General features: G+C 38.9%; 27 protein-coding genes. 10 read left to right on the top strand and 17 right to left on the bottom strand.

Translation table 11 applies throughout. The features are described 5' to 3' along the window. The first annotated feature begins 16 nt into the window (after window positions 1-16). Window positions 17-457 (top strand): cytochrome B, encoded by a 441-nt coding sequence (locus tag RIB54_RS07730; RefSeq protein ID WP_350100274.1) that lies wholly within the window; start codon window positions 17-19, stop codon window positions 455-457. Window positions 458-459: 2 nt separating this feature from the next. Here the strand turns inward: RIB54_RS07730 and RIB54_RS07725 are convergent, their stop codons facing one another. Beyond that, window positions 460-1,257 (bottom strand): 5'-nucleotidase, lipoprotein e(P4) family, encoded by a 798-nt coding sequence (locus RIB54_RS07725; RefSeq protein WP_350100272.1) that lies wholly within the window; start codon window positions 1,255-1,257, stop codon window positions 460-462. Between the two features lie 64 nt (window positions 1,258-1,321). On the opposite strand from RIB54_RS07725, the gene RIB54_RS07720 reads away from it, so the two are divergent. Genes RIB54_RS07720 through RIB54_RS07700 form a run of 5 tightly spaced genes read left to right on the top strand, consistent with a single transcriptional unit; the run spans window position 1,322 to window position 5,381 of the window. Then, window positions 1,322-1,717: a hypothetical protein gene (locus tag RIB54_RS07720; RefSeq protein WP_350100271.1), complete on the top strand. Its 396-nt coding sequence runs from the start codon at window positions 1,322-1,324 to the stop codon at window positions 1,715-1,717. Further along, a complete protein-coding gene (locus tag RIB54_RS07715) occupies window positions 1,710-2,165 on the top strand; it encodes a YybH family protein (protein ID WP_350100269.1) in 456 nt (151 codons plus the stop codon). The genes RIB54_RS07720 and RIB54_RS07715 overlap by 8 nt, the downstream gene beginning before the upstream one ends. Continuing rightward, window positions 2,162-3,130, top strand: a complete 969-nt coding sequence (locus RIB54_RS07710; RefSeq protein ID WP_350100267.1) for a DUF2157 domain-containing protein — start codon at window positions 2,162-2,164, stop codon at window positions 3,128-3,130. The genes RIB54_RS07715 and RIB54_RS07710 overlap by 4 nt, the downstream gene beginning before the upstream one ends. A gap of 1 nt (window position 3,131) precedes the next feature. Next, entirely contained in the window at window positions 3,132-4,289 is a 1,158-nt protein-coding gene (locus RIB54_RS07705; RefSeq protein ID WP_350100265.1) for a hypothetical protein, read from the top strand. Between the two features lie 3 nt (window positions 4,290-4,292). Then, window positions 4,293-5,381 carry an adenylate/guanylate cyclase domain-containing protein gene (locus tag RIB54_RS07700; protein WP_350067188.1) on the top strand — a complete coding sequence of 363 codons (1,089 nt, stop codon included), beginning with the start codon at window positions 4,293-4,295 and terminating at the stop codon, window positions 5,379-5,381. 118 nt (window positions 5,382-5,499) lie between these two features. Here the strand turns inward: RIB54_RS07700 and RIB54_RS07695 are convergent, their stop codons facing one another. From RIB54_RS07695 to RIB54_RS07640, 12 genes are all read right to left on the bottom strand, one after another. Next, entirely contained in the window at window positions 5,500-6,078 is a 579-nt protein-coding gene (locus RIB54_RS07695; protein WP_350100263.1) for a DUF4136 domain-containing protein, read from the bottom strand. Window positions 6,079-6,259: 181 nt separating this feature from the next. After that, entirely contained in the window at window positions 6,260-7,477 is a 1,218-nt protein-coding gene (locus tag RIB54_RS07690; protein ID WP_350100261.1) for an exo-alpha-sialidase, read from the bottom strand. Next, window positions 7,470-7,937 (bottom strand): TlpA family protein disulfide reductase, encoded by a 468-nt coding sequence (locus tag RIB54_RS07685; RefSeq protein ID WP_350100258.1) that lies wholly within the window; start codon window positions 7,935-7,937, stop codon window positions 7,470-7,472. Before RIB54_RS07685 ends, RIB54_RS07690 begins: the two co-directional genes overlap by 8 nt. 4 nt (window positions 7,938-7,941) lie before the next feature. Then, a complete protein-coding gene (locus RIB54_RS07680) occupies window positions 7,942-8,442 on the bottom strand; it encodes a DUF3347 domain-containing protein (protein ID WP_350100256.1) in 501 nt (166 codons plus the stop codon). A gap of 28 nt (window positions 8,443-8,470) precedes the next feature. After that, window positions 8,471-10,219, bottom strand: coding sequence for an efflux RND transporter periplasmic adaptor subunit (locus RIB54_RS07675; protein WP_350100254.1), 1,749 nt, complete (start codon window positions 10,217-10,219; stop codon window positions 8,471-8,473). 5 nt (window positions 10,220-10,224) lie between these two features. Then, entirely contained in the window at window positions 10,225-11,439 is a 1,215-nt protein-coding gene (locus RIB54_RS07670; RefSeq protein WP_350100252.1) for a TolC family protein, read from the bottom strand. Further along, on the bottom strand, window positions 11,436-12,119 hold the full coding sequence (locus tag RIB54_RS07665) for an acetolactate decarboxylase (RefSeq protein WP_350100250.1): 684 nt from the start codon (window positions 12,117-12,119) through the stop codon (window positions 11,436-11,438). The genes RIB54_RS07670 and RIB54_RS07665 overlap by 4 nt, the downstream gene beginning before the upstream one ends. Next, on the bottom strand, window positions 12,106-15,915 hold the full coding sequence (locus RIB54_RS07660; protein WP_350100247.1) for an efflux RND transporter permease subunit: 3,810 nt from the start codon (window positions 15,913-15,915) through the stop codon (window positions 12,106-12,108). The genes RIB54_RS07665 and RIB54_RS07660 overlap by 14 nt, the downstream gene beginning before the upstream one ends. A 93-nt stretch (window positions 15,916-16,008) precedes the next feature. Then, a complete protein-coding gene (locus tag RIB54_RS07655; protein WP_350100245.1) occupies window positions 16,009-16,425 on the bottom strand; it encodes an HYC_CC_PP family protein in 417 nt (138 codons plus the stop codon). Window positions 16,426-16,452: 27 nt separating this feature from the next. Then, window positions 16,453-16,899, bottom strand: a complete 447-nt coding sequence (locus tag RIB54_RS07650; RefSeq protein ID WP_350100243.1) for an acyl-CoA thioesterase — start codon at window positions 16,897-16,899, stop codon at window positions 16,453-16,455. A gap of 9 nt (window positions 16,900-16,908) precedes the next feature. Then, window positions 16,909-17,652, bottom strand: coding sequence for a DUF6503 family protein (locus tag RIB54_RS07645; RefSeq protein ID WP_350100241.1), 744 nt, complete (start codon window positions 17,650-17,652; stop codon window positions 16,909-16,911). Next, entirely contained in the window at window positions 17,630-18,871 is a 1,242-nt protein-coding gene (locus RIB54_RS07640) for a metal-dependent hydrolase family protein (protein ID WP_350100239.1), read from the bottom strand. Before RIB54_RS07640 ends, RIB54_RS07645 begins: the two co-directional genes overlap by 23 nt. Window positions 18,872-19,092: 221 nt before the next feature. On the opposite strand from RIB54_RS07640, the gene RIB54_RS07635 reads away from it, so the two are divergent. The 3 genes from RIB54_RS07635 to RIB54_RS07625 all read left to right on the top strand — a co-directional run bounded on the left by RIB54_RS07635 (window position 19,093) and on the right by RIB54_RS07625 (window position 20,068). After that, window positions 19,093-19,371, top strand: coding sequence for a YtxH domain-containing protein (locus RIB54_RS07635; RefSeq protein WP_350100237.1), 279 nt, complete (start codon window positions 19,093-19,095; stop codon window positions 19,369-19,371). A gap of 74 nt (window positions 19,372-19,445) precedes the next feature. Continuing rightward, window positions 19,446-19,784, top strand: a complete 339-nt coding sequence (locus RIB54_RS07630; RefSeq protein ID WP_350100235.1) for a hypothetical protein — start codon at window positions 19,446-19,448, stop codon at window positions 19,782-19,784. 5 nt (window positions 19,785-19,789) lie between these two features. After that, window positions 19,790-20,068, top strand: coding sequence for a hypothetical protein (locus RIB54_RS07625; protein WP_350100233.1), 279 nt, complete (start codon window positions 19,790-19,792; stop codon window positions 20,066-20,068). A gap of 88 nt (window positions 20,069-20,156) precedes the next feature. Here RIB54_RS07625 and corA read toward each other — a convergent pair whose 3' ends face one another. The 4 genes from corA to RIB54_RS07605 all read right to left on the bottom strand — a co-directional run bounded on the left by corA (window position 20,157) and on the right by RIB54_RS07605 (window position 22,843). Next, complete coding sequence (gene corA / locus RIB54_RS07620; protein WP_350070767.1) at window positions 20,157-21,152, bottom strand: magnesium/cobalt transporter CorA; 996 nt, start codon at window positions 21,150-21,152, stop codon at window positions 20,157-20,159. A gap of 214 nt (window positions 21,153-21,366) precedes the next feature. Next, entirely contained in the window at window positions 21,367-21,816 is a 450-nt protein-coding gene (locus RIB54_RS07615) for a DUF2061 domain-containing protein (RefSeq protein WP_350070770.1), read from the bottom strand. Beyond that, window positions 21,816-22,214, bottom strand: a complete 399-nt coding sequence (locus RIB54_RS07610; protein ID WP_350070773.1) for a hypothetical protein — start codon at window positions 22,212-22,214, stop codon at window positions 21,816-21,818. The genes RIB54_RS07615 and RIB54_RS07610 overlap by 1 nt, the downstream gene beginning before the upstream one ends. Window positions 22,215-22,270: 56 nt before the next feature. Further along, window positions 22,271-22,843 (bottom strand): RNA polymerase sigma factor, encoded by a 573-nt coding sequence (locus RIB54_RS07605; protein WP_350070776.1) that lies wholly within the window; start codon window positions 22,841-22,843, stop codon window positions 22,271-22,273. A gap of 139 nt (window positions 22,844-22,982) precedes the next feature. Here RIB54_RS07605 and RIB54_RS07600 point away from each other — a divergent pair, with 139 nt between their 5' ends. Continuing rightward, on the top strand, window positions 22,983-23,582 hold the full coding sequence (locus tag RIB54_RS07600; RefSeq protein WP_350070779.1) for a hypothetical protein: 600 nt from the start codon (window positions 22,983-22,985) through the stop codon (window positions 23,580-23,582). The last annotated feature ends 53 nt before the right edge of the window (window positions 23,583-23,635 follow it).

Below are 23,635 nucleotides of genomic sequence, written 5' to 3'. Positions count from 1 at the left end.
CTAAAAGGCAAGCAGCATGTATGATATTTTAAGAAGTGCACATTCAGGATTAAGATGGTTGGTTTTGGCCGCTTTGATTATTGCTATTGTAAATAGTTTCGGTAAAACTAAAGGTGGTGTCACGTTTACCAATAAAGACAAGAAAAAAGCACTTTTTGCTCTCATATTTACCCACATTCAATTTTTGATCGGGCTTGCACTTTACTTTATTAGCCCCAAAGTTGTTTTTAGTGGCACTTCAATGAAGGACGATGTCCTTCGCTTCTTCCTGGTAGAGCACGTCTCATTGATGGTTTTGGCCATTGTATTGATTACTGTAGGTTACAGCAAAGCCAAAAGAATTACCATGGATGGTAAAAAATTCAAAACCATCATGGTATATTATATCATAGGGCTTATCCTTATGCTGGCATCAATTCCATGGCCATTCAGAAACCTTGGAGGAAGCTGGTATTAACATTATCTAATTAAGGCTTCTTTTCGTTTCTTAAGCTTTATCTCATCTGATAACCCGTAATTATTATCATAAATTGCGCCTTCCCATTCTCCATACATCGGGTTTGGAAGCATCACGAAATTGTTGAGCAGAATATCCTTTTTATTATCAACCAGTTTGAATCCCATATCCGACTCACGGTCGGCAAACTCTTCTGAGAAATCGGTAAGGTTGTCACCAAGGTAGACCATCACATTATGTGTTTCCAACACCTTCTCCCGTCTTTCTGTTTTATCACTGGCCGAGGTTTTAAGCATCACAAATGCATCGCTGGCATTGGGAAAATTTTCCCTTTTTAAATTTTTTAGGGTAGCGTCCAATTCCTGGACAGTGCGATTGGAAATATAGAAAACCTCAACACCTCTCGACTTGGCATACGTTACGAACTCCAAAGCCCCTGGCAAAGCTGCGGCCCTTGCTTCTGAGGTCCATTTTTTCCAGCTTTCAGTTTTATAGGTCTCCCCGTTATTTATAAGCCATGCCTCATAAGGGCTGTTGTCCAACACAGTTTCGTCTATGTCCAGCACTATGGCCGGTGGCTTAGAATTCCTGCTATTTGCCAATTTATTATCCAACAGCAACTTCCCATATTGGTATGCCTGGTAGTAGGCTAGCCTCATTTCTGCAGACCGTTGATACCATAGCACCGCATTACCTAACTGCTTGGATATTTCCTCTTCAGCACTGGATTCAGTAGATTGAGTTTGAACCTGGGCAGAACATGCACTTGCGATAATTAATAGGAGTAAATATTTTTTCATCTTAGATATTTTAGGTGGGAAATAAGCACAATTATTTCAATTACAAAAATGCTAACTTTAGCCAATGCGACTTACTAAATATGTCAGTTTGTTTGTTTTATTATTGCTTGGGTCGATAACGGCTGCCCAGGAAGTTCATAATTTCAAAATGGATCCTGAAAAAACAGATTGCCATCAAATTGAGCTTACTGATAACCTAAACGAAAATATACAGCTTATCGAGCAAAGCACATTCCGTTTCATGCAGTCCATCAAGATTTCCAGATACCACGTACCAAACAATGTCGCTTACTATTCTTGCGATGGCATTTCCGGTTATTTAATTGCCCAGGAAAATGATTCGTCATTGTTGTTTCGAAATGTACGCAAGACCTTATATGATTCACTGATTAGCAGTGATGACCCCATACAATTTTATGCTAACCACATTAAGACCAAACTAAAAAAACAATATGAATAGATTTACTTTACTTCTTATAGCTATAACTTTTTCCTGCTCTTCACCACCAAAAGAAGAGGTCAGTGCTGATCCTAATGATTTGATAAAAGTAGACAAAGAGTTTTCTGACATGTCAAAGCAAAATGGAATATCAGAGGCATTCATATTTTATGCTGATCAGGATGTAGTGAAATTAGACCAGGGCGCTGAACCAATTAAAGGAAAAACGCAGCTTACAGAGGTATATACCGCCATGGACGACTCTAAAATGGAGCTTACCTGGGAGCCGATAAAAGCGGAAATTGCTATGTCTGGAGAGCTTGGTTATACATTTGGCAAGTACTTTTTGATCACCAAAGACAGCGTAGAATCAACATCAACAGGGTATTATGTGTCGATTTGGAAAAAACAAGAAGACGGTAACTGGAAATTTGTTTTAGATGGTGGTGCTGAGGGGCCAGTAGAATGAAGCATACCATAAAACATCTGGAAGCTAATGGTTTAGTAACCGAGGCATTTGCCAGTGAGCTAAAAACCTATCAGGCAAACAAACCTATGTCCATTTTCTGGCACATTAGAACATTAATGTATTTGGGCGTGACCCTGCTGGCCACTGGTCTGGGCACTGTTATCTACAAAAATATTGACACCATTGGCCACATAACAATAGTTGGAATTATCGGCCTCTTGTCTGCGGGTTGCTTTTACTATTGCTTTAAAAATGCTGCTCCTTTCCAACCTGACAAATGGGCTTCACCTAATACCTGGTTTGATTACATTCTTTTATTAGGCGTACTCCTGTTCATCACTTTTGAAGGATACTTACAGTTTCAGTACAACATTTTTGGTGACCGGTATGGCACGGCAACGATCATACCTGCCGCAGTCATCTTTGGATTGGCCTATCGGTTTGATCACCTGGGGCTATTATCCATGGGCATCACTCTTTTTGCCTCTTGGTTGGGTATCACCCTTACACCAAAATCGCTTTTAATGGAAAGCACTTTTTCAGATGTTGATGCTGTGCAGGCAGGCTTTATTCTATGCGCTATTCTAATTGGAGCAGGGTACCTGGGGGCATCTAAAAGTTTTAAAAAGCACTTTGACTTCACCTATTATAACTTCGGGTTTCATCTAGGGGCAATAGCAGTCCTTGTAGCAACTTTCAACTTCAAGCTTGGCTGGTTATGGATATTCTTGATTGCCCCGTTGGTAGCTGGTGCTTTCTACTATGCTAAAATCAACAAGTCCTTTTATGCACTGCTTTGTGCCTTTATCTATAGCTATATCGCAGTGACTTATCTAATAATTAAGGGTTGTATTTCGATGGGTGCCGATTCCATTCTATGGGCTTATCTATTGCTCATGTATTTTATAGGTAGCAGTATTTTCGCTATCCAATTTTTAAGACGGACTTACAAACAGATGATCTGATATGCTAGGGTACGATAAAAAACGAAGGGATAACTACTTTCACTTTTTAGAGGTAAAAAGATGGGGTAAACTAAAGTGGATAGATGAGGAAGCTTTAAATAAGCTAGTGACTGCACTAATTCCACGCTATGAACCAACCAACCTGTTTGTAAGCATCGGTTTGTTTATACTTACCTGTATTATTATCAGTGCCGGTGTTGGATTTGCAGCCCTCATTTTCATTGAAGTGATCGACAGCAATAGTGGCTGGTTTCTAAGTTTGGTTGGCGCCTTGCTGCTTTTGTTTGTGCTACAAAAATTTGTGATTAACGAAAAGCATCAGTTTGGGTCTGGCGCAGATGAAGCCACATTATATTCCAGTTTGGCCTTCTTTCATTTAACCTTCATCCTGCTATTTGAAAACCTGTTTGACAGCACGCTTTTTATCAGTTCCTTTTATTTCATTTTACTGGGTGTGCCGGCCTTCATTTATAAAGATCGACTGTTAACAGCAGGAGCATATTTATCATTATTTGCCCTGGTCTTCTTTTTGGCGTACAATATCGGAGGGGTCATGACCTTACTTATCCCGTTTCTGCTCATGGGCTTAAGCTTCTTTGGGTTCAGGCTCTCTGAGAAGAGAATAGATTCAAGCACGGATCAGGCTACAGAACAATGCTGGGAGGTAATCAACTGGATTAGCATTGCGATGTTTTACCTTTCGGGTAATTACCTGGTGGTCATGGAGCTTAGTAAAGAACTAGGCCTTGCCGATGCCTTCCCCCTTTTTGTGAAAATCATATTTATGATTCTTACAGCCGCCATACCATTGGCTTACATTTATTTCGGGCTGGTAAAAAGAAACCTGGCTTTGCTTAATGTTGGTTTAATAGCCGTAGCACTAAGTGTAATGACGGTTAGATATTATCACTCCATTATGCCAATTGAATATGCTCTGATTTTAGGTGGGGCAATCATTCTTGGAATTGTCTGGCTGGCACTCAAATTTTGGCAGGAAGATAAACTAGGTGTTACCGCAAAAGCAGATGAAGATTTAGATTCGGGCTTAAAAATTGAATCTTTAGTGCTTGATCAGACGTTTGGGAAAATTGACAGTACCAACACATTCTCAGGAGAAGGAGGGAAATTTGGTGGTGGTGGTGCTTCCGGCAATTTCTAAACTATGACACCCAAACAAAAACACAACCTTCAGATAATAGTCAGATTTACTGCCTTCTGGACACTATTCGGCTCGCTGTATGGTATTGTAGAATATGGTATTTTAGGTGATAGCAACATTTACCCCTCAACCAATAATGTCTATGGTGGTAAATCACAAATAGTTTATGTTGTGTTCGGTGCAGCACTTTTAGGGATTATTGTTGGCTGTATGGAGGTGTTTATTTTTAAAAATCTCTTTGTTAAAAAGCCATTTGCTTTCAAAGTATTTTTTAAATCAGCATTCTATTCCTTCCTGATTTTTCTGTTTCTGGTTGTTCTAGGTGCAGTTTTTACTAGTCATAGATTGAACAAACCAATTATTGATGCTGCAGTTATACAAAGTCAAATGCGCTTTGTTAGCAATTTCGCCTTTACTTCAATTTTTATTTATATCGGATTCGCCTTCTTTTTGTCATTTTTCATTTTCGAAATGAGCAAGAGTATGGGTATTATGGTGGTTTACAATTTTATAATGGGCAAGTATCATAAACCCAGCATTGAAGAACGGGTTTTTATGTTTATGGATATGAAGTCCTCCACCACTATTGCCGAGCAACTCGGACATGTAAAATACTATGAGTTGCTCAATAAGTATTATGCCGATATGTCTGATGCCATACTCAATACACAAGGGGAAATATATCAATATGTGGGTGATGAAATCATCATTTCATGGCCGAAATCTGTGGGCATTAAAAACAATAACTGTTTGAATTGCTTTTTCGAAATTAAAGACAATATCAATTTAAAATCCAACGAGTATTTCAATGCTTTCAGCCTGGTTCCCCAGTTTAAGGCGGGTCTTCACTGCGGACCTGTAACAACAGGTGAAATAGGCCAGCTGAAAAAAGAAATTGTCTTTACTGGTGATGTACTTAATACAACTTCGAGAATACAGATGCTTTGCAATGAGTATAATGCACAACTTCTTATCTCACAGCAACTTTTAGATTTATTGAAACCCAATGATACTTACAATGTCCAGACTATTGGTGAAATTCAATTGAGAGGTAGGGATAGAAAAATAAATATTTCAAAAGTTACTAAGTAATTAACAATTAAACCTTTTGAAAGTTATAAAGTAAAAGGCCCGAGTTAATCTCAGGCCTTTTGTAAGCTGATTACTTTTTAAAGCTACTTCTAGCTACATTTTTATAATTAGCAACGGCTTATCCAGCATATTCTAAGGTAAACCTGTCAAGAATATCAGTCACAGCTTTTATCAATTCATTGTCACTACTATTCTTGGATATGGCACCATTTTTAAAACCTTGCCATAACATTTCTCCGCTATCACTATCTAAAAGTGTTACAAATAGTGTCCCCTTATCAACGTCTATTGACTCTGTTGCATTAGGAAAGGCATTCTCATTTTTATCAACAAAAGAACCTGTCAACTTTCCGTTTTCTTTAAAAATAGAATATGAAACATAGGCATCAGCGTTCATTTTGTCCACTTTCATACCATTATCAATAAGGCTCTGTTTTATTGACTTTTTAATTGTAGCCTTTTTCCTTTCTGACTGAAACATGGGATCATCATAAACCCAAATACTTTTCATCATAGGATTTTCGAAAATCAATAGTTCCTTTTCATTCATCCCTTTCTTACCGTTCTGATCTAGAAAGGCAAAAGTTTCATATTCCTTATCCATTAAACCAGGCTTACGCTCTGAATATATATTTTGTGCATGTAAACCCGTAAGTCCGAAACAAAAGGTTGTTAATATTAGAATTATATTTTTCATGACGTTATTAAAGTTTAGTCGTTAAAAATTTTAATCGCTGACATACATATTAGCTTCAGCGCTTTTAATTATTCTACTTTAATGACATCAATCTTTATTCCAGACATAGATATATGTCTTAATGGATAAAAAAGGGTTGATTGGGAATCTAACTGTTGATTTTTTACACGGTTGTGTATTTTTAGCGACTCGTCAAGCTTATTATTCCCGTCTTAATCGTACCACTTTCAGTATCTGTCCAGGCCACAATAATGTTTTCTCCATTGCTGGTGATTTGTGGAAACCCGCTGCTTCTGGAAGTAGATGAACTGGCAATCAAAAAGCGTTGCTCTATTTTCCCGTCAGCACTAACAATAGCAGATTCTATGTTCTCTCCCTCCATCCAGCTCACGAAAGCCCTTTTCTCATCAATCATTACAACGTCCACTCTGCCAATAGCTTTACCATTATCTAGCCTGATGGCTTCTGAAAATGTTTCTCCTCCATTATTAGAGAACACCACATTGACACGGGGCTCTGTAGCGGCAGTAAACCATGCTACAGCAGCATTATTACCAATAGCACTCACACGTGGGCCATTCACTGGACAGCCGGGTATTTTCCAGTTATCATTATATAATGGTTGCGGTTTTGTCCACTCTCCATTTACCAGACGAACAATATGCATATCTCTGATCTCTTCCTCAGACCTGTTTCTGTAAATAACAATAGGGCCGTTATCCGTTATCGCCACAGAGGTCTGGCAGCAGTCACATACACGATTATCAAGTTCCCATTCGGACTGTTTTACACCTAAAGTGTCCATGACAGCCGCTCGTAAGGTCATAGCACCATGGTGGCCCTCCATGTTTTCATGGCCTTCGGGCGCAACTGTATTTCTGCCATCAAGCCATACCACAAGGAAATTACCCTCATAAGGTGTGATGGAAACAAAGCCATGTTCTGCTTCCATACCATCATCATGCAATACAAATTTTGGTTTCCAGCTATTACCTGCTTCATTAGACATTTTCACCGTCACATCATAACTATAGGTACCTTCGCTACTCTTGGCCAAATGGTGCGAGAAAAAATTCTTGCCATGCATAGTGGCTATCATAGGATAATCTGCCCAGTTAACAAACCAGTTTTTACCTGAAGCTATCTGCCTGGCAGAAGACCACTCATTATTTTCAAGCTTAGCGAATTGGAAAATAGCAGAATCGGCTACCTTATCAACCCATGAAAGGTAAACCTGGTTATCAAGGTCAGTATAAAGATGAGGCAGCGCTCCCTTGATATCTCCTAGTGGGGCTAATTCCAAATTATAAGAAGCCTCACTCTCATTACTTTCATTTGAACTGCACGATGCAAAAATCATAAGTGCACAGGCACTTAATACAGGTAAAATTCTATTCATCTTTTAAAATTTTATTTATTAGTTCTGTACTTTCTTCACTATTCCAATCTCTGCTTCCCTTTTCCTCAAAAACAATGTTACCATCCTTACCAATAATAAAAGTTGCAGGCAAAGCATATACACCTAATGATTCGGGACTATTGTGAATTTTAAAATAGTCTAAGTCAAAAGGCTTTTTATTTTTGAACTGAACTATCTTTTCTACATCTTCATTCGATGCCAGTATAAATTCAACTTTACCTTCAAATTTCTTAGACAGTGCCTCGATAGAAGGCATTTCTTTAATACAAGGGGCACACCAAGTGGCCCATAGATTTAGAAATATAACCTTGTCAGAATATGCCCCTAATTCTACAGCCTTGTTGTCCAAAGTGTTAATAGCCAGCTTACTTCTGAAGCTGGCTTCTTGTTGGCAAGAGGTTAAAAAAATGAGTAAAGCAAATGAAAAAATATATCTCATTATACTATATCTCCTCATCTACTCTACCACATTTAAGCATCTTATCTCCAAAATAAGGATTTCTTATTTCTGAAGATGTGCTCACCCAATTTGCACCTGTATTGTCAAAAGCCATTGGACAATATTGAACATAAAGCTTAACACCGGGGCTTGAAGTTTTAGCATAACTAATAAACTCAGCAGTCAGATTTTGAAAGGCAGCACGCTGTGCATCTATATCAGCACCTTGAGTTACTGCCATGGTCGCATCAGCAAGACCCTTCAAAGACTCATCAGCCATCACCACGTGGTGTAATGCCTCAGCTTCCTTTTTAGCAGCCTCAAGATCTGTTGCTACCAAAGCATCTTTCACCTTAATGTAGGCTTCCACAACTTTATCCTCTTCTTTTACTGTTTCTGCAACTACTTCTGTAGCTGTAGTTTCTTCAGCGGCCTGTTCCTGTTTAGGGGCACCACAAGCGGCACAAAAGACCATAATTACCAATGCATTCATTTTAGTTTTCATCACGTTTATAAATTTAATAGTTAATCAATTATTTAAGCTCTTCTTCTACATTTCCACAGTTTAACATGGCATCCCCGAAGTATGGATTTAGTATCTCCTCCTCCATGCTAAGCCAATTGGCTCCTTGGTCATTATTAGCCATGGGGCAATACTGCACATACAACTTTTCGCCTAGCGGACTAAATGTCTTAGTTATGTCAATCATGGCCATTGATATTTGAATAAATGCCTTGCGCGTTTGTTCAATCTCTGACCAGTGCTCAGCATGCTCAAGGCTAGATTTTAATTCTTGGCTAAGCTGAGTCCAAACAGTATGTGCCTCGCCTTTAAAAACTGCCATATCAACTTTGCTCAAACTCGATTTAAGTTGTTTTGCGGCATCCTGTGATTTGTCAAATTGATCCTCTACCAAGGCATTTTTTAATAGCAGGTAGTCAGCGTAAAGCGGCTTTAAAGAATTTTTGGCTTTTGGATCAATTTTAACTGGTTCTACAAGTCTGTCGGAAGTAGGTATTTTATTCACATTAGTGGCCTCTTTAATAACCGATTTAGGACTCATCATGCTTGTTTTACCGGCCAGCTGTGCTGCTGCATCTATGCTGAAGGTTCCGTTTACGGCAATCTCCTGACCTGCTTCGAGGCCATCAACCACCTCATAATAATCACCAGTTTGTTGCCCTAATGTCACTTCTCTTAGCATAAAAGCCATGCCTCCATCATTCATTACCTTTTCATAGACAATAGATCTTTCTCCTGTCCACAACACCGCAGATTTCGGAATCTGTATAGTGCTGTTTTTAGAAGTTTCTAACTGCAACTGGGCAGTAGCCAACATTCCCGGCTTCAGCATCCCATCGCTATTTTTAGTTTCTACCCTTACGGTGGCAGTTCTACTTTGTGAATTTATAATGGGGTTGATGTAGGTTATCTTCCCTTCAAACACCTTAGAAGGTAGAGAAGCTACTTTAAAATTCAGCGGCTGGCCCACACTCACTTTACTTAAATCCTGTTCATAAACTTCAAGCAGTAACCAAACCGATGAAAGGTCTGAAATTATGAAGAGCTCCTGCCCCCTTGTCACATGGTCTCCCAGATTTACCTTACGCTCAAAAACATAGCCCGATTTATCGGCCAAAATTGGAAAAGTATTCTGAATCTCCCCTGAGGCTATGATTCTATCAATTTGACGATCACTCAATTTCCAGTTTTTGAGTTTTTGCTTTGATGCTTCAAAAAGAGCAGGTTGTGAAGATTTAATAGTATTTGCTTCCAGTAATTCCTTCTGAGCTGTTACTAAATCGGGAGAATACAAGGTGCCAATTGTCTCTCCTGACTTCACATAGTCTCCTGTAAAATTTATTTTAAGTGTCTCTATACGGCCAGGAATATGGCTTGTTTGGCTAAATATTCTTCGTTCATCACTTGCCACTTTGCCCACCAGTTTCAAACTCGTTTCATTAGTCTGCTGCCCCACCTTCCTGGTAACAATATTGGCCAGCTTAATGGCTGATTCCGACATCACAATAGCATCAACCAAATTTGATGAACCGCTATCTTCTACAGGAATTAGCGCCATACCGCAAATTGGACAGCTACCTGGCTCTTTTTGCCTGATTTGAGGATGCATAGAACAGGTATATTCTGTATCTGCTGTTTCCATAGTATGCTCATGAACTTCCCCATTATTTGAAGAAGAGAAAAACACACCTCCTAATACCAAACCTATTATTAAGGATCCAGCAATCAGGATATATTTATTATTGAGTAATTTTTTCATCACTATTATTTTTTAATCAAATACTTAACCTCAGCATAATTGATATTTAAATTGGCACAGGCATTTATTTTCCTTTCCTGATAGTCCAACAATTGTAGTTGAACCTGCAGAAGGTCATTCAAATTCTTGCCTGCAGTTTCATATTCTGTCAAAAGCAACCTGTTAATGGTCTCCGTTTGTTTTTCCAACTCATTATAAAGTCTCCATTTCTCCTTTTCACTGTAGATACGATAACTCAAATCTTCATAAGCAGTGGAAAGCGAGTTGATACGGGACGTTTCCATAAGTTCAAAACTTTCATTTTGCAATTCAACCTCATTGATGGCTGACCTGTACTTCTTTCTGAAAATTGGAAGTGTAAATGAAACCATTGGCATCAGTGCATTCTGACCATTATCAGGCACATTCATATCCATGCGCTCATCTACAAATACGTAATCAATGCCTACTCCAAATTTTGGCAATGATGATTTATCTATAGCTTGAATTTTGGCATCCCCAGCTTGTTTTCTGTAGTTCATCTCCTGCACTACAGGGTGAGACTCCAAGTCAGGTACAACAGATTGATCATTTGGTAATTTCAATGAATCATAGTAGATCTTAAACGAATCAGGTTGATTCAAAATGTTATTTAAACCAATAGTCAAAGGCTTCTCTCTTTCATCGAGCAATTTGATTCTGGACTCCAACTGCTGGATATTCAGGTCTATCCTCAGCACATCAGCCAGTGAAACGGCATCATTCTCATATAAAGTAGTAGCCACTGTTTTGATAAGTCTCAAATACTCCAAATTATGGTCAGCTACTTTCTGAAGCTGTTTAAGCTCCTGCAATGGAATATAAGCTTTGGCCACCTTCAATTCCACACTAAGCTGAGCCTCAAGAAACTGCTGATAATAGACTTGAGCTTCTATAGCAGCGGCATCACCCTGAGCTTTAAGCGTTCCAAACCATGGAAACATCTGATTTAAAGAAATTCTAGCCCTTTGCGGACCTACCCTTGTCTCCACCGGAGAAATAAAATAGCCGATAGAAATGGTAGGGTCAGGCAAAGCGTTTACCTGACTTGTCTTTTCCATGGCGGCTTCGAACAGCTTATATTTTGCCAATACCTCAGGGTTGTTTTGCAAAGCCATCTCCTGATAGCTTTCCAGATAGTTCTGACAGTAAGCAGAGCTCAAAGTGATAAGAAGAATCGATAATATAATGATCAACCTCATAGCTTTGGAATTAAAAGTTTGAATTCATTATTACCCAACATCACATCGTCAACATGGCCAGTGAGTGAAGAGCTTTCCTCCACAAAATGCACATGTGTTTTACTTGAATGATGCGTATAGACACCCTGTGCATCATCGGCATAAAAACCAAGAAGTGTTAACTGCCTGTTTTTAATTGTATCAACAAAAGCTCCCTTTTTATGATCAGATGGGTCTTTGCTTTTTGGATCAAGGTTCACAATATGATAATCGATTGCAGTTGGTTTGCCAATTACCATAAAAGGTGCAGGTGCTTTTATCCCATATTCTTTTAGTGATGATGCTACTAGCGATGCCAAATCATCACCTCCGGTAACTGATAAGGTATCCCAACTGTGTATTTGACTAAACACAAAAAGCGCAGCCTTTACATTTTCAGAGCTACCGATAACCGCCATGCTATCAACCACTTTCGAAACATAGGTTTTCCCGTTAACAATGGTAAGCTCACCTTTTAATTCCGCCAAAGCCCCCAGTGCATATACATTGGAAGTTTCCATGGTATCAATCTCCACCTTTGCAGAAATATCACCTTCATGCATGATATTTCTCAAGGCTCCGTAGTGCTTCACACTGTAATTGTCCGAAGACTCACAGGCGATGCACAGAAGTATTATTATGAATAAATTATATATTTTCATTTTGCTGTTTTCTTAATTTGAATTCTTCGCGCCAGCAGTAAAATACGGGCACAACAAAATAAGTGATTGCCGCTACCAGCATGCCACCAAAAGCTGGTATCGCCATAGGAATCATAATATCAGACCCCCGACCTGTAGAGGTAAGTATCGGCAATAAAGCAATAATGGTAGTTGCTGAAGTCATTACCGCAGGTTTGATTCTGCGTTTGCCAGCAGCAATTACTGCAAGTCGCACCTGCTCTACAGTTTCAGTCGCTCTTTTCTTAAAGCTCTGATCCAGGTACGTGGCCATCAACACGCCATCATCAGTAGCAATACCGAATAAGGCTATGAATCCTACCCATACGGCAACACTAAGATTAATACTATTGATTTGGAACACCTCGCGAAAACCAATGCTGCCAATGGAAAAATCTCCAAACCATGGCTGGCCATACAACCATATAAGAATGAAACCTCCACTAAACGCCATGGCCACTCCGGCAAAAACCATCAGCGAAGTCCCCACGGACCTGAATTGCAAAAACAGGATGAGGAAAACCAACATCAGCACTATTGGCACTATGATAGACAGTCGCTTCTCAGCCCTGATCTGATTTTCATAACTACCGGAAAATTTAAAACTTACACCTGATGGCACCTCCAATTCTTCATTATCAATAGCGGTTTGAATGGCCTTCTTAGCAGCTTCAACCACCTGTACCTCTGCATAGTTGTCCTTCTTATCAAAAAGCACATACCCGACCAGAAAGGTGTCTTCACTTTTAATAGCCTGTGGCCCCCTTACATATTCGATATCCAAAAGCTGACCTAAAGGAATTTGGGCTCCTGTTGGGGTGGGCACTAAAATATTTCTTATGGCTTCAGGGTCATCACGCAGCTCTCTTGGGTATCTGACCCTGACCGGATAACGCTCACGGCCTTCAACAGTGGTAGTGATTTTCATTCCCCCAATAGCCGTTTCAATTACTTGCTGAACATCCTCAATACTTAGCCCATAGCGAGCAATTTCTTCACGTTTAATATTGAGCTGAATGTATGGTTTACCAACGATCCTGTCTGCAAAAACAGCTTCTGACTTTACTGATGGCACACCTTTCAAAATCTGCTCCAGCTGCAGGCCAAACTCTTCAATAACAGTTAGAGATGGCCCATAAACTTTAACACCCATATGAGCACGCATTCCGGTTTGCAACATTACCAGTCGCGTTTCTATAGGCTGGAGTTTGGGTGCCGAAGTAACACCCGGTATTTTAGTCACTTTCAGAATTTCATTCCAGATATCGTCTGTAGAATGAATATGTGATCTCCAGTTTCTAAAAAACTGGCCATTATCATCTGGTATCAGCTGTTCTTTGGCAACACCTTGTTTTAGCGCTTCTTCATTTGAAAGTGCCGAGCCATCTTTTAGTACAAAGTTATTGTCACCATCAATTTCAAATCGCTGTCTGCGCCCTTTCTCATCAAGCAGGTATTCAGATTTATAATTGATAATATTTTCGTACATGCTTATAGGTGCAGGGTCCAGGGCAGATTCTACCCTTCCCAACTTACCCACAGTAATTTCTACTTCAGGAATGGCTGTTACCAACATATCCAATTGGCCAATCACCTTTCTATTAAACTCAATGCCCGAATGTGGCATGGATGTGGGCATCAATAAAAAGCTGCCTTCATCAAGCGAGGGCATAAACTCTTCACCTACACCAGGAAACTTATGTGATAGGTAAGACCAGGCACTATTGGTTCTGATGTTAACACCAATGGCATCAAACGACTTTGGAACAAAACCAAAAACGGTACTGAAACCCATCCAAATACTCAACCCCAGGATGCATAAAAATGCCGGTATAGACATGAACACGGCCTTATGCTCAAGACAAACCATTAAAATACTTTCGTAATAATGCTCCAGAACCCAAAAGAACCCCAGAATCAATGCTAGCAAAAGGGCTACAAAAAGGTAATTAAAAAAGAAGCCTGCCAATGGACCCAGCGGCAACCAATAGCTCGTCAACAGCCACGTAACCCCCAAGAGTATCACAATTAAGCTAAGGTGCTTAAACCAAATATTTTTATCACCATATGGCTCTTCAGCTGTCAAAGCCACAATGTATAAGATGATGAATGTAGCCAGAAACCATGAGCCTATAAACATGCAATAAATGGCCGCAAAACCAAGTAATGCATTAAATGCATACTTCACCTTCTTTTTATCTAATCGCAGCCCAAAGAACCAATGAGCTAATGTTGGCAGAATGAATAAAGCAACTAATAATGCCGCCACCAGTGCAAATGACTTGGTGAATGCCAACGGCCTGAACAGTTTGCCTTCTGCTGCTTCCAGTGTAAATACAGGCAGAAAACTTACTATGGTAGTGGCAACAGCAGTAATAATGGCTGAGCTTACCTCGCTGGATGCAGTGTAAATAACATCCTTAAGTGATTTACCATCCTTTGACTCTTCGACATGTTTGATGACATTCTCTGAGAGGATGATGCCCAGGTCAACCATGGTTCCGATAGCGATGGCAATACCTGACAATGCTACAATATTAGCATCAACGCCAAAATAGCGCATGGCAATAAATACCATTAAAACGGCCAGCGGCAATAGGCTCGAAATCAGTAATGATGCCCTTACATTAAACACCATAATAATCACCACCAAAATGGTGATCAGAATTTCTAATGATAATGCCTCTTCAAGCGTACCTAAAGTCTCATGAATAAGTGTAGACCTATCGTAAAAAGGAACAATAGTCAATTGTGAAACAGTGCCGTCTTCCAATGTTTTCTTAGGAAGACCTGAGGCAATTTCATTGATCTTGACTTTCACATCATCTATTACCTTCAATGGATTGGCACCATATCTGGCAACAACTACTCCGCCAACAACTTCAGCACCACCTTTATCCAAAACACCTCGCCTGGTTGATGGCCCGAGTGTAACATTGGCCACATCCTTTATCCTAATTGGCACATTATTATTAACCTGAACAACGGCATTTTCAATGTCCTCCACAGACTTGACATAACCCAATCCCCTAACAAGATATTCGGCCTGATTTATTTCCAGGGTTTTGGCGCCTACATCACGATTTGATCTTGATACCGCCTGAGCCACTTTGGTCAAAGGGATGTTGTAGACCTGTAAGGCATCGGGCTTTACATCGATCTGGTATTCCTTTACAAAGCCGCCAATAGAAGCCACTTCTGACACACCTTCGGTAGCATTTAATCCATATTTAACATAGTAATCCTGAACAGAACGAAGTTCGTGCAAGTCCCAACCTCCTGTCACATTGCCTTCAGCATCACGGCCTTCCAATGTGTACCAATAGACCTGGCCAAGCGCTGTGGCATCAGGGCCAAGTGCAGGCTGGACACCATCGGGCAATAATCCAGCAGGTATGGAGCTTAGTTTTTCAAGAATCCTTGATCTAGACCAGTAGAATTCTGTGTCTTCATTAAAAATGATGTAAATAGAAGAAAACCCGAAAATGGAAGAACTTCGGATAGACTTGACACCACTAATACCTAATAAATAAGTGGTTAAAGGGTATGAAATCTGGTCTTCAATATCCTGTGGCGATCTGCCCGTCCAGGAAGTAAAAACAATCTGCTGGTTTTCTCCAATATCGGGAATAGCATCTACCGGCACAGGATCACTGGGCAGCCAATCGGTTTTCCAACCAAATGGCGCTGTAACAATTCCCCAGCCTACAAAAAGGAGGAGAATAATGACTGTTATAAGTTTATTATCTAAAAAGTATTTTATGAGTTTATTGAGCATTGTTGTATGATTATAGTAAATCAATACACCGACTTGAAGTCGATGCTAAAACAATAATCTCTTAAGGCGCAATGCCAAAAGAGGCTCAATAAATCATATTAAGAAAGACTGGTGTAAAACAGTAAAGTCCTGCTGGAGAATGGGTGGACTGTATTCTTCAAACCTCGAAATTTCAAGAGGCTGAAGTTCTAGAGCCAACAGGCTGATTTCCGGTACTGGAATGAAGCACCAATTATGATCAACTTTTAAAGTTGCCTGCTTGAAATTGGTATCAGTGAGTAATGACACATATTCATTATCACAACAGCCTGATTGAAGCATGGTTTCATGACGGTCTTCAGCACCTTCTTTTTTAGAATCCATACCGGACATTCCGCAGTCCAAATGCTGATGCCCAAGCATTAACTGAGAGTCCACAGCCGTACCACCACAGAAGTGAGTGCCCAACGTAACATTGGCTCCACTTACCAGGATCAAAAGGGTGAAAAATATGGCTAAAATTCTTCTCACGATAGTGCTAAGATACGAATAAAGTTTTTAAAGGTTGTTTTTAGATATTTGTTGCCCTTCAAAAACGCCCACTTCTTCCTTTAGCCACTCAGGAATAACTTCGGTAGTTCTTGTTTTGGTGTTAAACATCACCTGCGTACTTCGGCCAGTAGCGTGCAACACTTCATGGTTTTCACCTGAGGTAATGGCATAATCCAATTCAAAGCTTTTTGTCCCAAATTTTCCCATCCGCACATGTACATGCGCATTCTCATCGGTCATTTTCAATTCCCTGCGGTAGTCACAACTTATATTGGCGATCAGGAACATATGCTTATGCCAGTCCCAGGTCTGGCTAGCTGTAACCATATATTTACCCCTGCCCATCTCAAAATACTGGATATAAAGTGCGTTATTAACATGACCTAAGGGGTCAAGGTCTCCCCACCTTACCTGAATGTACTCGCTGAAATTGAATTTATTAGATTCTGCCATTTGCTAATTTTATGGCAGCGAAGATATGCTAATCAAGTCATCAGTACCCAACCATTTATCTTCTTTATTGGTATACCACTTTCTTACTTTAGGAATTTGCATTCCCTCATACTCGATCAACTCAGACAATAAAATATACTCTCCATCATTTTTAGTCTCATCATGATAGAATTGGTAGACTTCCATGGCATAGGTTTCGGGATTCAAATAGATATACCAGGTGTCTGTACCCACACCTTCTTTAAAAGTGATCTTTAGCTTTAGGTACGCCTTTTCTTTAAACACTACATCCTCAACATCTTCATAAAGTACAGCACCTTCATCTTTTAGCTTCATAGGTAATCCATATAAGAAAGTGTAGTAATTTTTATACAACTCAGCCCTGTCACAAGTCAGCCCAAACTTTTTGCTCTCCTCATCTGAAAACTCTGACTTCCCATTAAATGATATTGTACATTCTTCTCCGTTCAGTGATCTCATTACAACATTCTCCCCTCTTCTTTCAGTCATGGAGAACTTTCCCTTCTGCAAATCAATATTAATATCACTTTCCCTCTGTGAGCCATCTGGCTGATTTAAATCAATCTTTAATGCAGCCTGAAACGAACTCCAATAGCCCTGAGGATCATGATAAGCGATGGATTTTTGTAATACCTCCGTTGCAGATTGTGCCAACAAAGAAATTGGCATTAACCCAACCAATACAGCAAAGAATAAGCTAAACAAGCGTTTACTTTTTATAAATGTCTCCATCCTTCATTACAAATTTTACATTCTTAAGTGCATTGATATCTTCAGACGGATTGCCATCAACGACAACAATATCAGCCAGGTAGCCTGTTTTCAATTCGCCTAATTCTTTTAGCTTAAAAACCCTGGCATTAACTGAGGTGATAGATTTTAACACATCAATATTTAGCATACCATATTCTGACATCATGGTAAGCTCAAGTGCATTTTCGCCATGAGGAAAAACACCAACATCACCACCCGCGATAATAGTAACACCGCTTTTTAAAGCCTTATCGAACGAAGCTCTCTTTGCCTTGATCTCCTCCGGTTCGGGAGAAGAACCATCCCAGCCTCTATATTTTGTTATGGAGTAAGTTGCAGCCAGTGTAGGGCATAAGGCTACATTTCGTTCCTTCATGAGCTTCAAAACCTCGTCAGTGGCATCAGTACCGTGTTCTATACTAACAACACCTGCCAGTGTTGCCCTTCGCATGCCCTCGTTGGTTGAGGCATGGGCAACTACATCACGTCCACTGCTTTTAGCTGTCTCTACAATTAGCTTCAATTCTTCAATAGAAAATGTAGGCATGGCCTCCTTATTTGGTCCCCAGCGATAGTCCGCATACACCTTTATAAAATCTGCCCCTTTCCCAATCTGATCACGCACTACTCTGATCAAATCATTACCATCTGCAGGTTCTGCACCCAGAGGAACTTCAAAATCAGGGTGAAATCCTTTAGGGCCATAACTTCCAGTAGCCACAATGGCCTTACCTGCTACTAACATCCGAGGCCCGATTGTTATTCCTTGCTCTATACTCTGCTTAACAGCTACATCTGCATATTCAGCTCCCTCAGACCCCAAATCCCTGATGCTAGTAAAACCAGCCATTAGATTTCTCTTAGCCATAACAGAACCTCTTATTGCCCTAAGACTTCTGGACTCCTTGAGTACCTGATCATTCCAATCAGCCTGATCATAAGGATAAAGAAGCACATGAGAGTGGCCTTCTATCATTCCGGGGATAATTGTGCCCCCAGAATAGGTTATTGTTGTATCATATTTTGTCTTAATCTTTGATATTGGCCCAACTTCTACTATTCTATTTTCTTCAACTACAACTCCCCAGTTGTTGTGCATTTCATTGCCATCGAAGAGATGATCTGCTGAAATGAGGGTTGTTTGAGAAAAGGCAAGATGGCAACTGAATAGAATTGTCAATAATAGTCTGAACTTCATCGCAGGTATGGTTGAATGGGAAACGACCAATTTATTTATTAAGCGTGGGATAAAAAAATTGATCTACATTATGTTTCAGTTTCAACATGTTTATTATTATCTCAATATGTGAATAATGTAAATCATAATTATTGCCATGTAACATAATCAAGACTTCATTATTGAACCTTTGTTGAAATAATTTTTAAACATTAGAGCATAAAACAATAAATAAACGTACCATGAAGAATTCAAATAGCACAGGAAAATTAGTTAGCTTTTTATTATTAGGAACGGCAGTAGGGGCAATTTTAGGTGCTGGTCTTGGCATTCTTCTAGCTCCTGAAACAGGAAAGAAAACGCGTAAAAACCTCTTAAATCAAGGAGATAAGCTTAGGGGTGTAATGGAGAAAAAATTCAATGAATTAGTTAAAGACATCAAGAAGGAAGTAGGAGTAGTGCAACATGACGCAAAAGAATTAATAAGCAATAGTGTGAAAAAAGCTGAAAATCTTATTTAAACTCTAATCTTTCAAAAGCTATCAATTGCAATAGTAAGGGCATTTTACCCTTACTATTTTAATTCGAAAATTAAATGGAATTTAAAACTGATACTAGTCAAGCAATTTTAGAAAAGGTTGAACAATTCAGCCTTGATAGTATAGCGTTATTAAAGTTAAAATCAGTAGACAAAACCGGAGAAATTACATCAAATATTGTTGCGAGCCTAGTTCTTCTTCTCGCCATTCTATTTTTTACCTTGATTTTAAGTATAGCTGTTTCTTTCTGGCTTGGTGATTTACTAGGCAAAGTCTATTACGGCTTTTTAATAGTGACATCATTCTATGCGATTATAGTAGTCATCTTATTTCTATCACAATCATGGATCAAAGCTCATGTCAATAATTCTATCATCAATAGGATGCTAAGTTGATTGATATGCAAAAAATCACAACTGCCACCGAGCTAAAAATTGCTATTCAAGAATTGGAAATTAAGCAAGCCAATGATTGGAATGAGTTGAAAGGTCAATTTATTGAATCCGTTGAAAGTTTAAATGCTGGAAAACTAATTAAAAATACCTTGAGTGAATTGATTCTTGCTCCTAATTTAAAAACAATAGCTATATCTACTTTGGCAAGTTTGGTAACTGGTTTTGTAACCAGAAAAATCAATGTTAGAAAGAAATTAAAGCAGGTAAAGAAGCTGATTCCCTAAAAAATTGCCCACCCCAAGCGCAGTTTGCAACTACGTCTAGTTGGGTTTAGCAGCTGATAACGATATCTAGGGGAAAAAACTTGCACGATTAAAACCATCGTTTTAGCCGCATATAGATTGTCATAATAGTGGCTACCAAAACCATTAACACCATGACAAAGAAATACCCCCAGTTGGCATCAAGCTCGGGCATATATCTGAAGTTCATTCCATAAACCCCGGCAATAAATGTGAGAGGTATAAATATGGCTGAGATGATAGTAAGGGTCTTCATAATCTTGTTCATTTCCATATTTTGATTTGAACGGTGTATGTCCAGCAGGTCTTTCAGCATTTCGCGGGAGGTCTCAAAAGAGGTGATGAGGTATTGCAAATTGTCCTGCAGATCTTGAAAATAGTTTATTGAAGAGGGTTTAATAAAAGAAGAGCCATCAACTTTCATCTTTACCAATGCCTCACGCATGGGCAAAGTATATGTTCTGAGTGTTTGAATATCCCTTTTTATTTTAACAATAGTTGAAACCACATTTTCTGAATTATTTGCCAGCATCTTGACTTCCAACTGCTCAGATTTTAATCTTAGTTTTTCAACTATTAACAAATAGTTGTCTAACACTGAGTTAAGAATATTATAAAAGAGAAAGTCGGTTTCATATTTTCTGACCAGTCCCTTACCTGCTCCTAGCCGACCACGTAATTGATCAAATACATCTCCCGGCAACCCCTCCTGAACTGTGATAAGCAAATTATGGGACATTAATATGCTTAAATGCTCTTCAATAATTTCTTCCTCTGAACTATTATAGTGCAACATCTTCGTACTGAAAAACAGCATGTCTTCAAATACTTCAAACTTGGGGAGCAGGTCTGCATCGGTTATATCACCAACTATTAGCGGGTGAATGTTAAAATACCTTGCCAGCTCATTTATTTCATCTGCCTTGATTGTTTCGAGATTAATCCAGTTCACACAATCAGGCCTTAACTTTTCGGAAGCCTGCCCAATATCAAGATCATTATCAATTAGATATTGCCCTGAATTATACTGAATCAGATTACATAAGGTGGTCTTTGTTCCTTGCATCGAAAAAAATATTAATATATAATTTGCTTTAGGCGATCCGTCATTATTTGATCCAGTATGTGGCCTCAATAAATGAATCATTATACCCAAGCCATCAATTGATTTAGACGGAAAAATGAAATAAAGTCACTGAACCCGTTAAGTGGTAAATACTGCCGGAGTATGAACAACTCTGGTATAGATATTATAGCAATGAGACGTTAGGAGCCTGGTTTTAATTGTTAAAATTCAATCCCCATTTTACCTTGTGCCAGACTCTTTCATGAAGATAATACAGAGCTACTTTTGTTAACGTCTCCACACCCCCTATAGTAAATGCCGACAAAGGATCACCTGTAAAAAACAAGGCAATTAAAATTGTATCCATGGTGCCCACCAACCTCCATGATACGCTCTTATAGAAACTTCTTAGGCGGCTGGTTTTTAATCCTCCCTTCCATCTTATTTTATTCCATATCCGTTCATGTACAAAGTAGAACAGTGTTTTGGTCGCCAATTCTGTAAAACCAATGCTTAAAGCAGATTTTGTGCTCCCGGTAATCAAATAAGACAGCACAATGGTATCCATTGTCCCAATCATCCTCCAGGTAATGGCTTTTGTAAGGCTTCTGTAGTAGGTGTTATTTACTAATCGGCCACCCGATTCAGCATGTATATTAGTCATTACAGCTTCTTATGCTCTATTATATTACCAAGATCGGTAAGCAGCAGCATGTATCGCTGTTTTTGCTGATCACGATAAATTACTTCATAGAATATCTCGTTTCCACGATTTAGCAAGACCCTATTCATAATTTCACCCTTTTCCAACACTTGCTGCCGAATACCCAATGGAAGATTACCTTCTGGAACAAACCTTCGGTATTCGATCAATTGTCCATCAGGGCTGAATAGTGCAATATGTTCCAAATTGTCTTTATAGAAAATAGCTTCAAAATTTGACTTATTGGCATGCCACTCCAACCCAACTGACCCACTAAATTTTTCATTGAATGCGTTCAAACATTCTGGAGTTGGATCTACATTATCGCTCTGAAGTATTTTTAAGATATCCTTTGTCATGTTTTACGTGGTTTATTATTGAGACGAAAGAGTTCTCTTTAGTAACAAAAACCTTATTAATCATTGAAATGCTTACTTTTATAGAGATACAACAATCTGGTTCTCGCTCTTTTTAATCTCATCTTAACAGCGCTTTCGGTAATTCTAAGTGCCAGACCAATATTTTTTAAAGATATGTTATCAATGTACTTCATGCGAAGCAGTACTTGCTCTTCTGTATGAAGTTCTTCCAACACCTTCATTAACTTGTCGTAGTCAAACTCTTCATTAATCTCTTCTATATTTTCAGGTATTATGGACAATTCCTGATCATTATCCCATTTTGGGTAATGGAGGTTCTTTTTAACCCTCAGAAAATCAATACAGTGATTATAAGTAAGTGAATATGCCCAGGTCGAAAATTTGGCGGTTCCCTTATAGGTATCCAATTTTTCAAAAATTTTCACCATTATTTCCTCAGTCAGATCAAGAGCCTCCTGTCTGTTTCTAACTATAGAATAACTTTTGTTTTTAACTCTATCGAAATACCTGTTATAAATAATTTCAAAGTACCGTGTGTTTTTGCCCCCAATTCTAATTAGGTCTATGACAGCATTATCATCCAACTTATCTTCTCCCGGATCTTCCATATAGCTAATGCCTCAACTTTAGTCAATAATTATTTTTTTTTGAAATACGCGTTACTTGTTCTGATTAGCTCGTCTAAAAAGCATTAAAGGGTTCTATACTTTGTCGTTAACAGTGACTGTAAAGTTTGGAAATCAAATAATGAAAACAAATATATTAATTCTAAGTGCTATTATACCAGGTATTTTAGTGCTTGCAAGTTGTCAGGAATTGCCTAAAGAAGTACTTGATAATGCCAAGTCTGCTGTGGAAAATGTGAAATCTCAAGGCGCAAATGAGTATGATCCTCAAAATTATATGCTACTGGAAGATTCTTTAAAAAATGCTTTGGCTTCAATTGATGCAGAAGAACCAAAGTTCTTTAAGGATTATCAAAAAGCCATTGAAAAACTTGAAGGTGTTTCTTCATTTGCAGCAACGGTTTCTTCAAATGTTGATGTAAAGAAAGAAGAAATTAAAACCAAAGTAACTGCTACAGTAAATGAGACTAAGTTACTAATTACGGAAAATCAGCAGTTGATTACTGATGCCCCTAAAGGTAAAGAAGGAAACGTGGCGTTGTTGGCAATGAAAGGTGAATTGGCGGTGCTTGATTCTATTTTGAACGAAACAAACAATATGCTTGCCCAGGGTCAATTACAGCCATCATTGGAAAAAGCCAGTGTTGCCAAAGATAAGGCTACTGCCTTAAACATTGAGCTGAAAGATATTATGAGCAAATACAAGTCGGCTAAAAAATAAATTTGGCAGTGGATTTTTGATTAATGCCCCAAAGGTTACTTAACCATTTGGGG

Origin of the sequence: Fulvivirga sp. (genome assembly GCF_040218215.1) — a bacterium.
Lineage (GTDB): Bacteria > Bacteroidota > Bacteroidia > Cytophagales > Cyclobacteriaceae > Fulvivirga.
The sequence above is the reverse complement of the archived record's forward strand: the minus strand, read 5'-3'. Positions and strand labels throughout refer to the sequence as shown.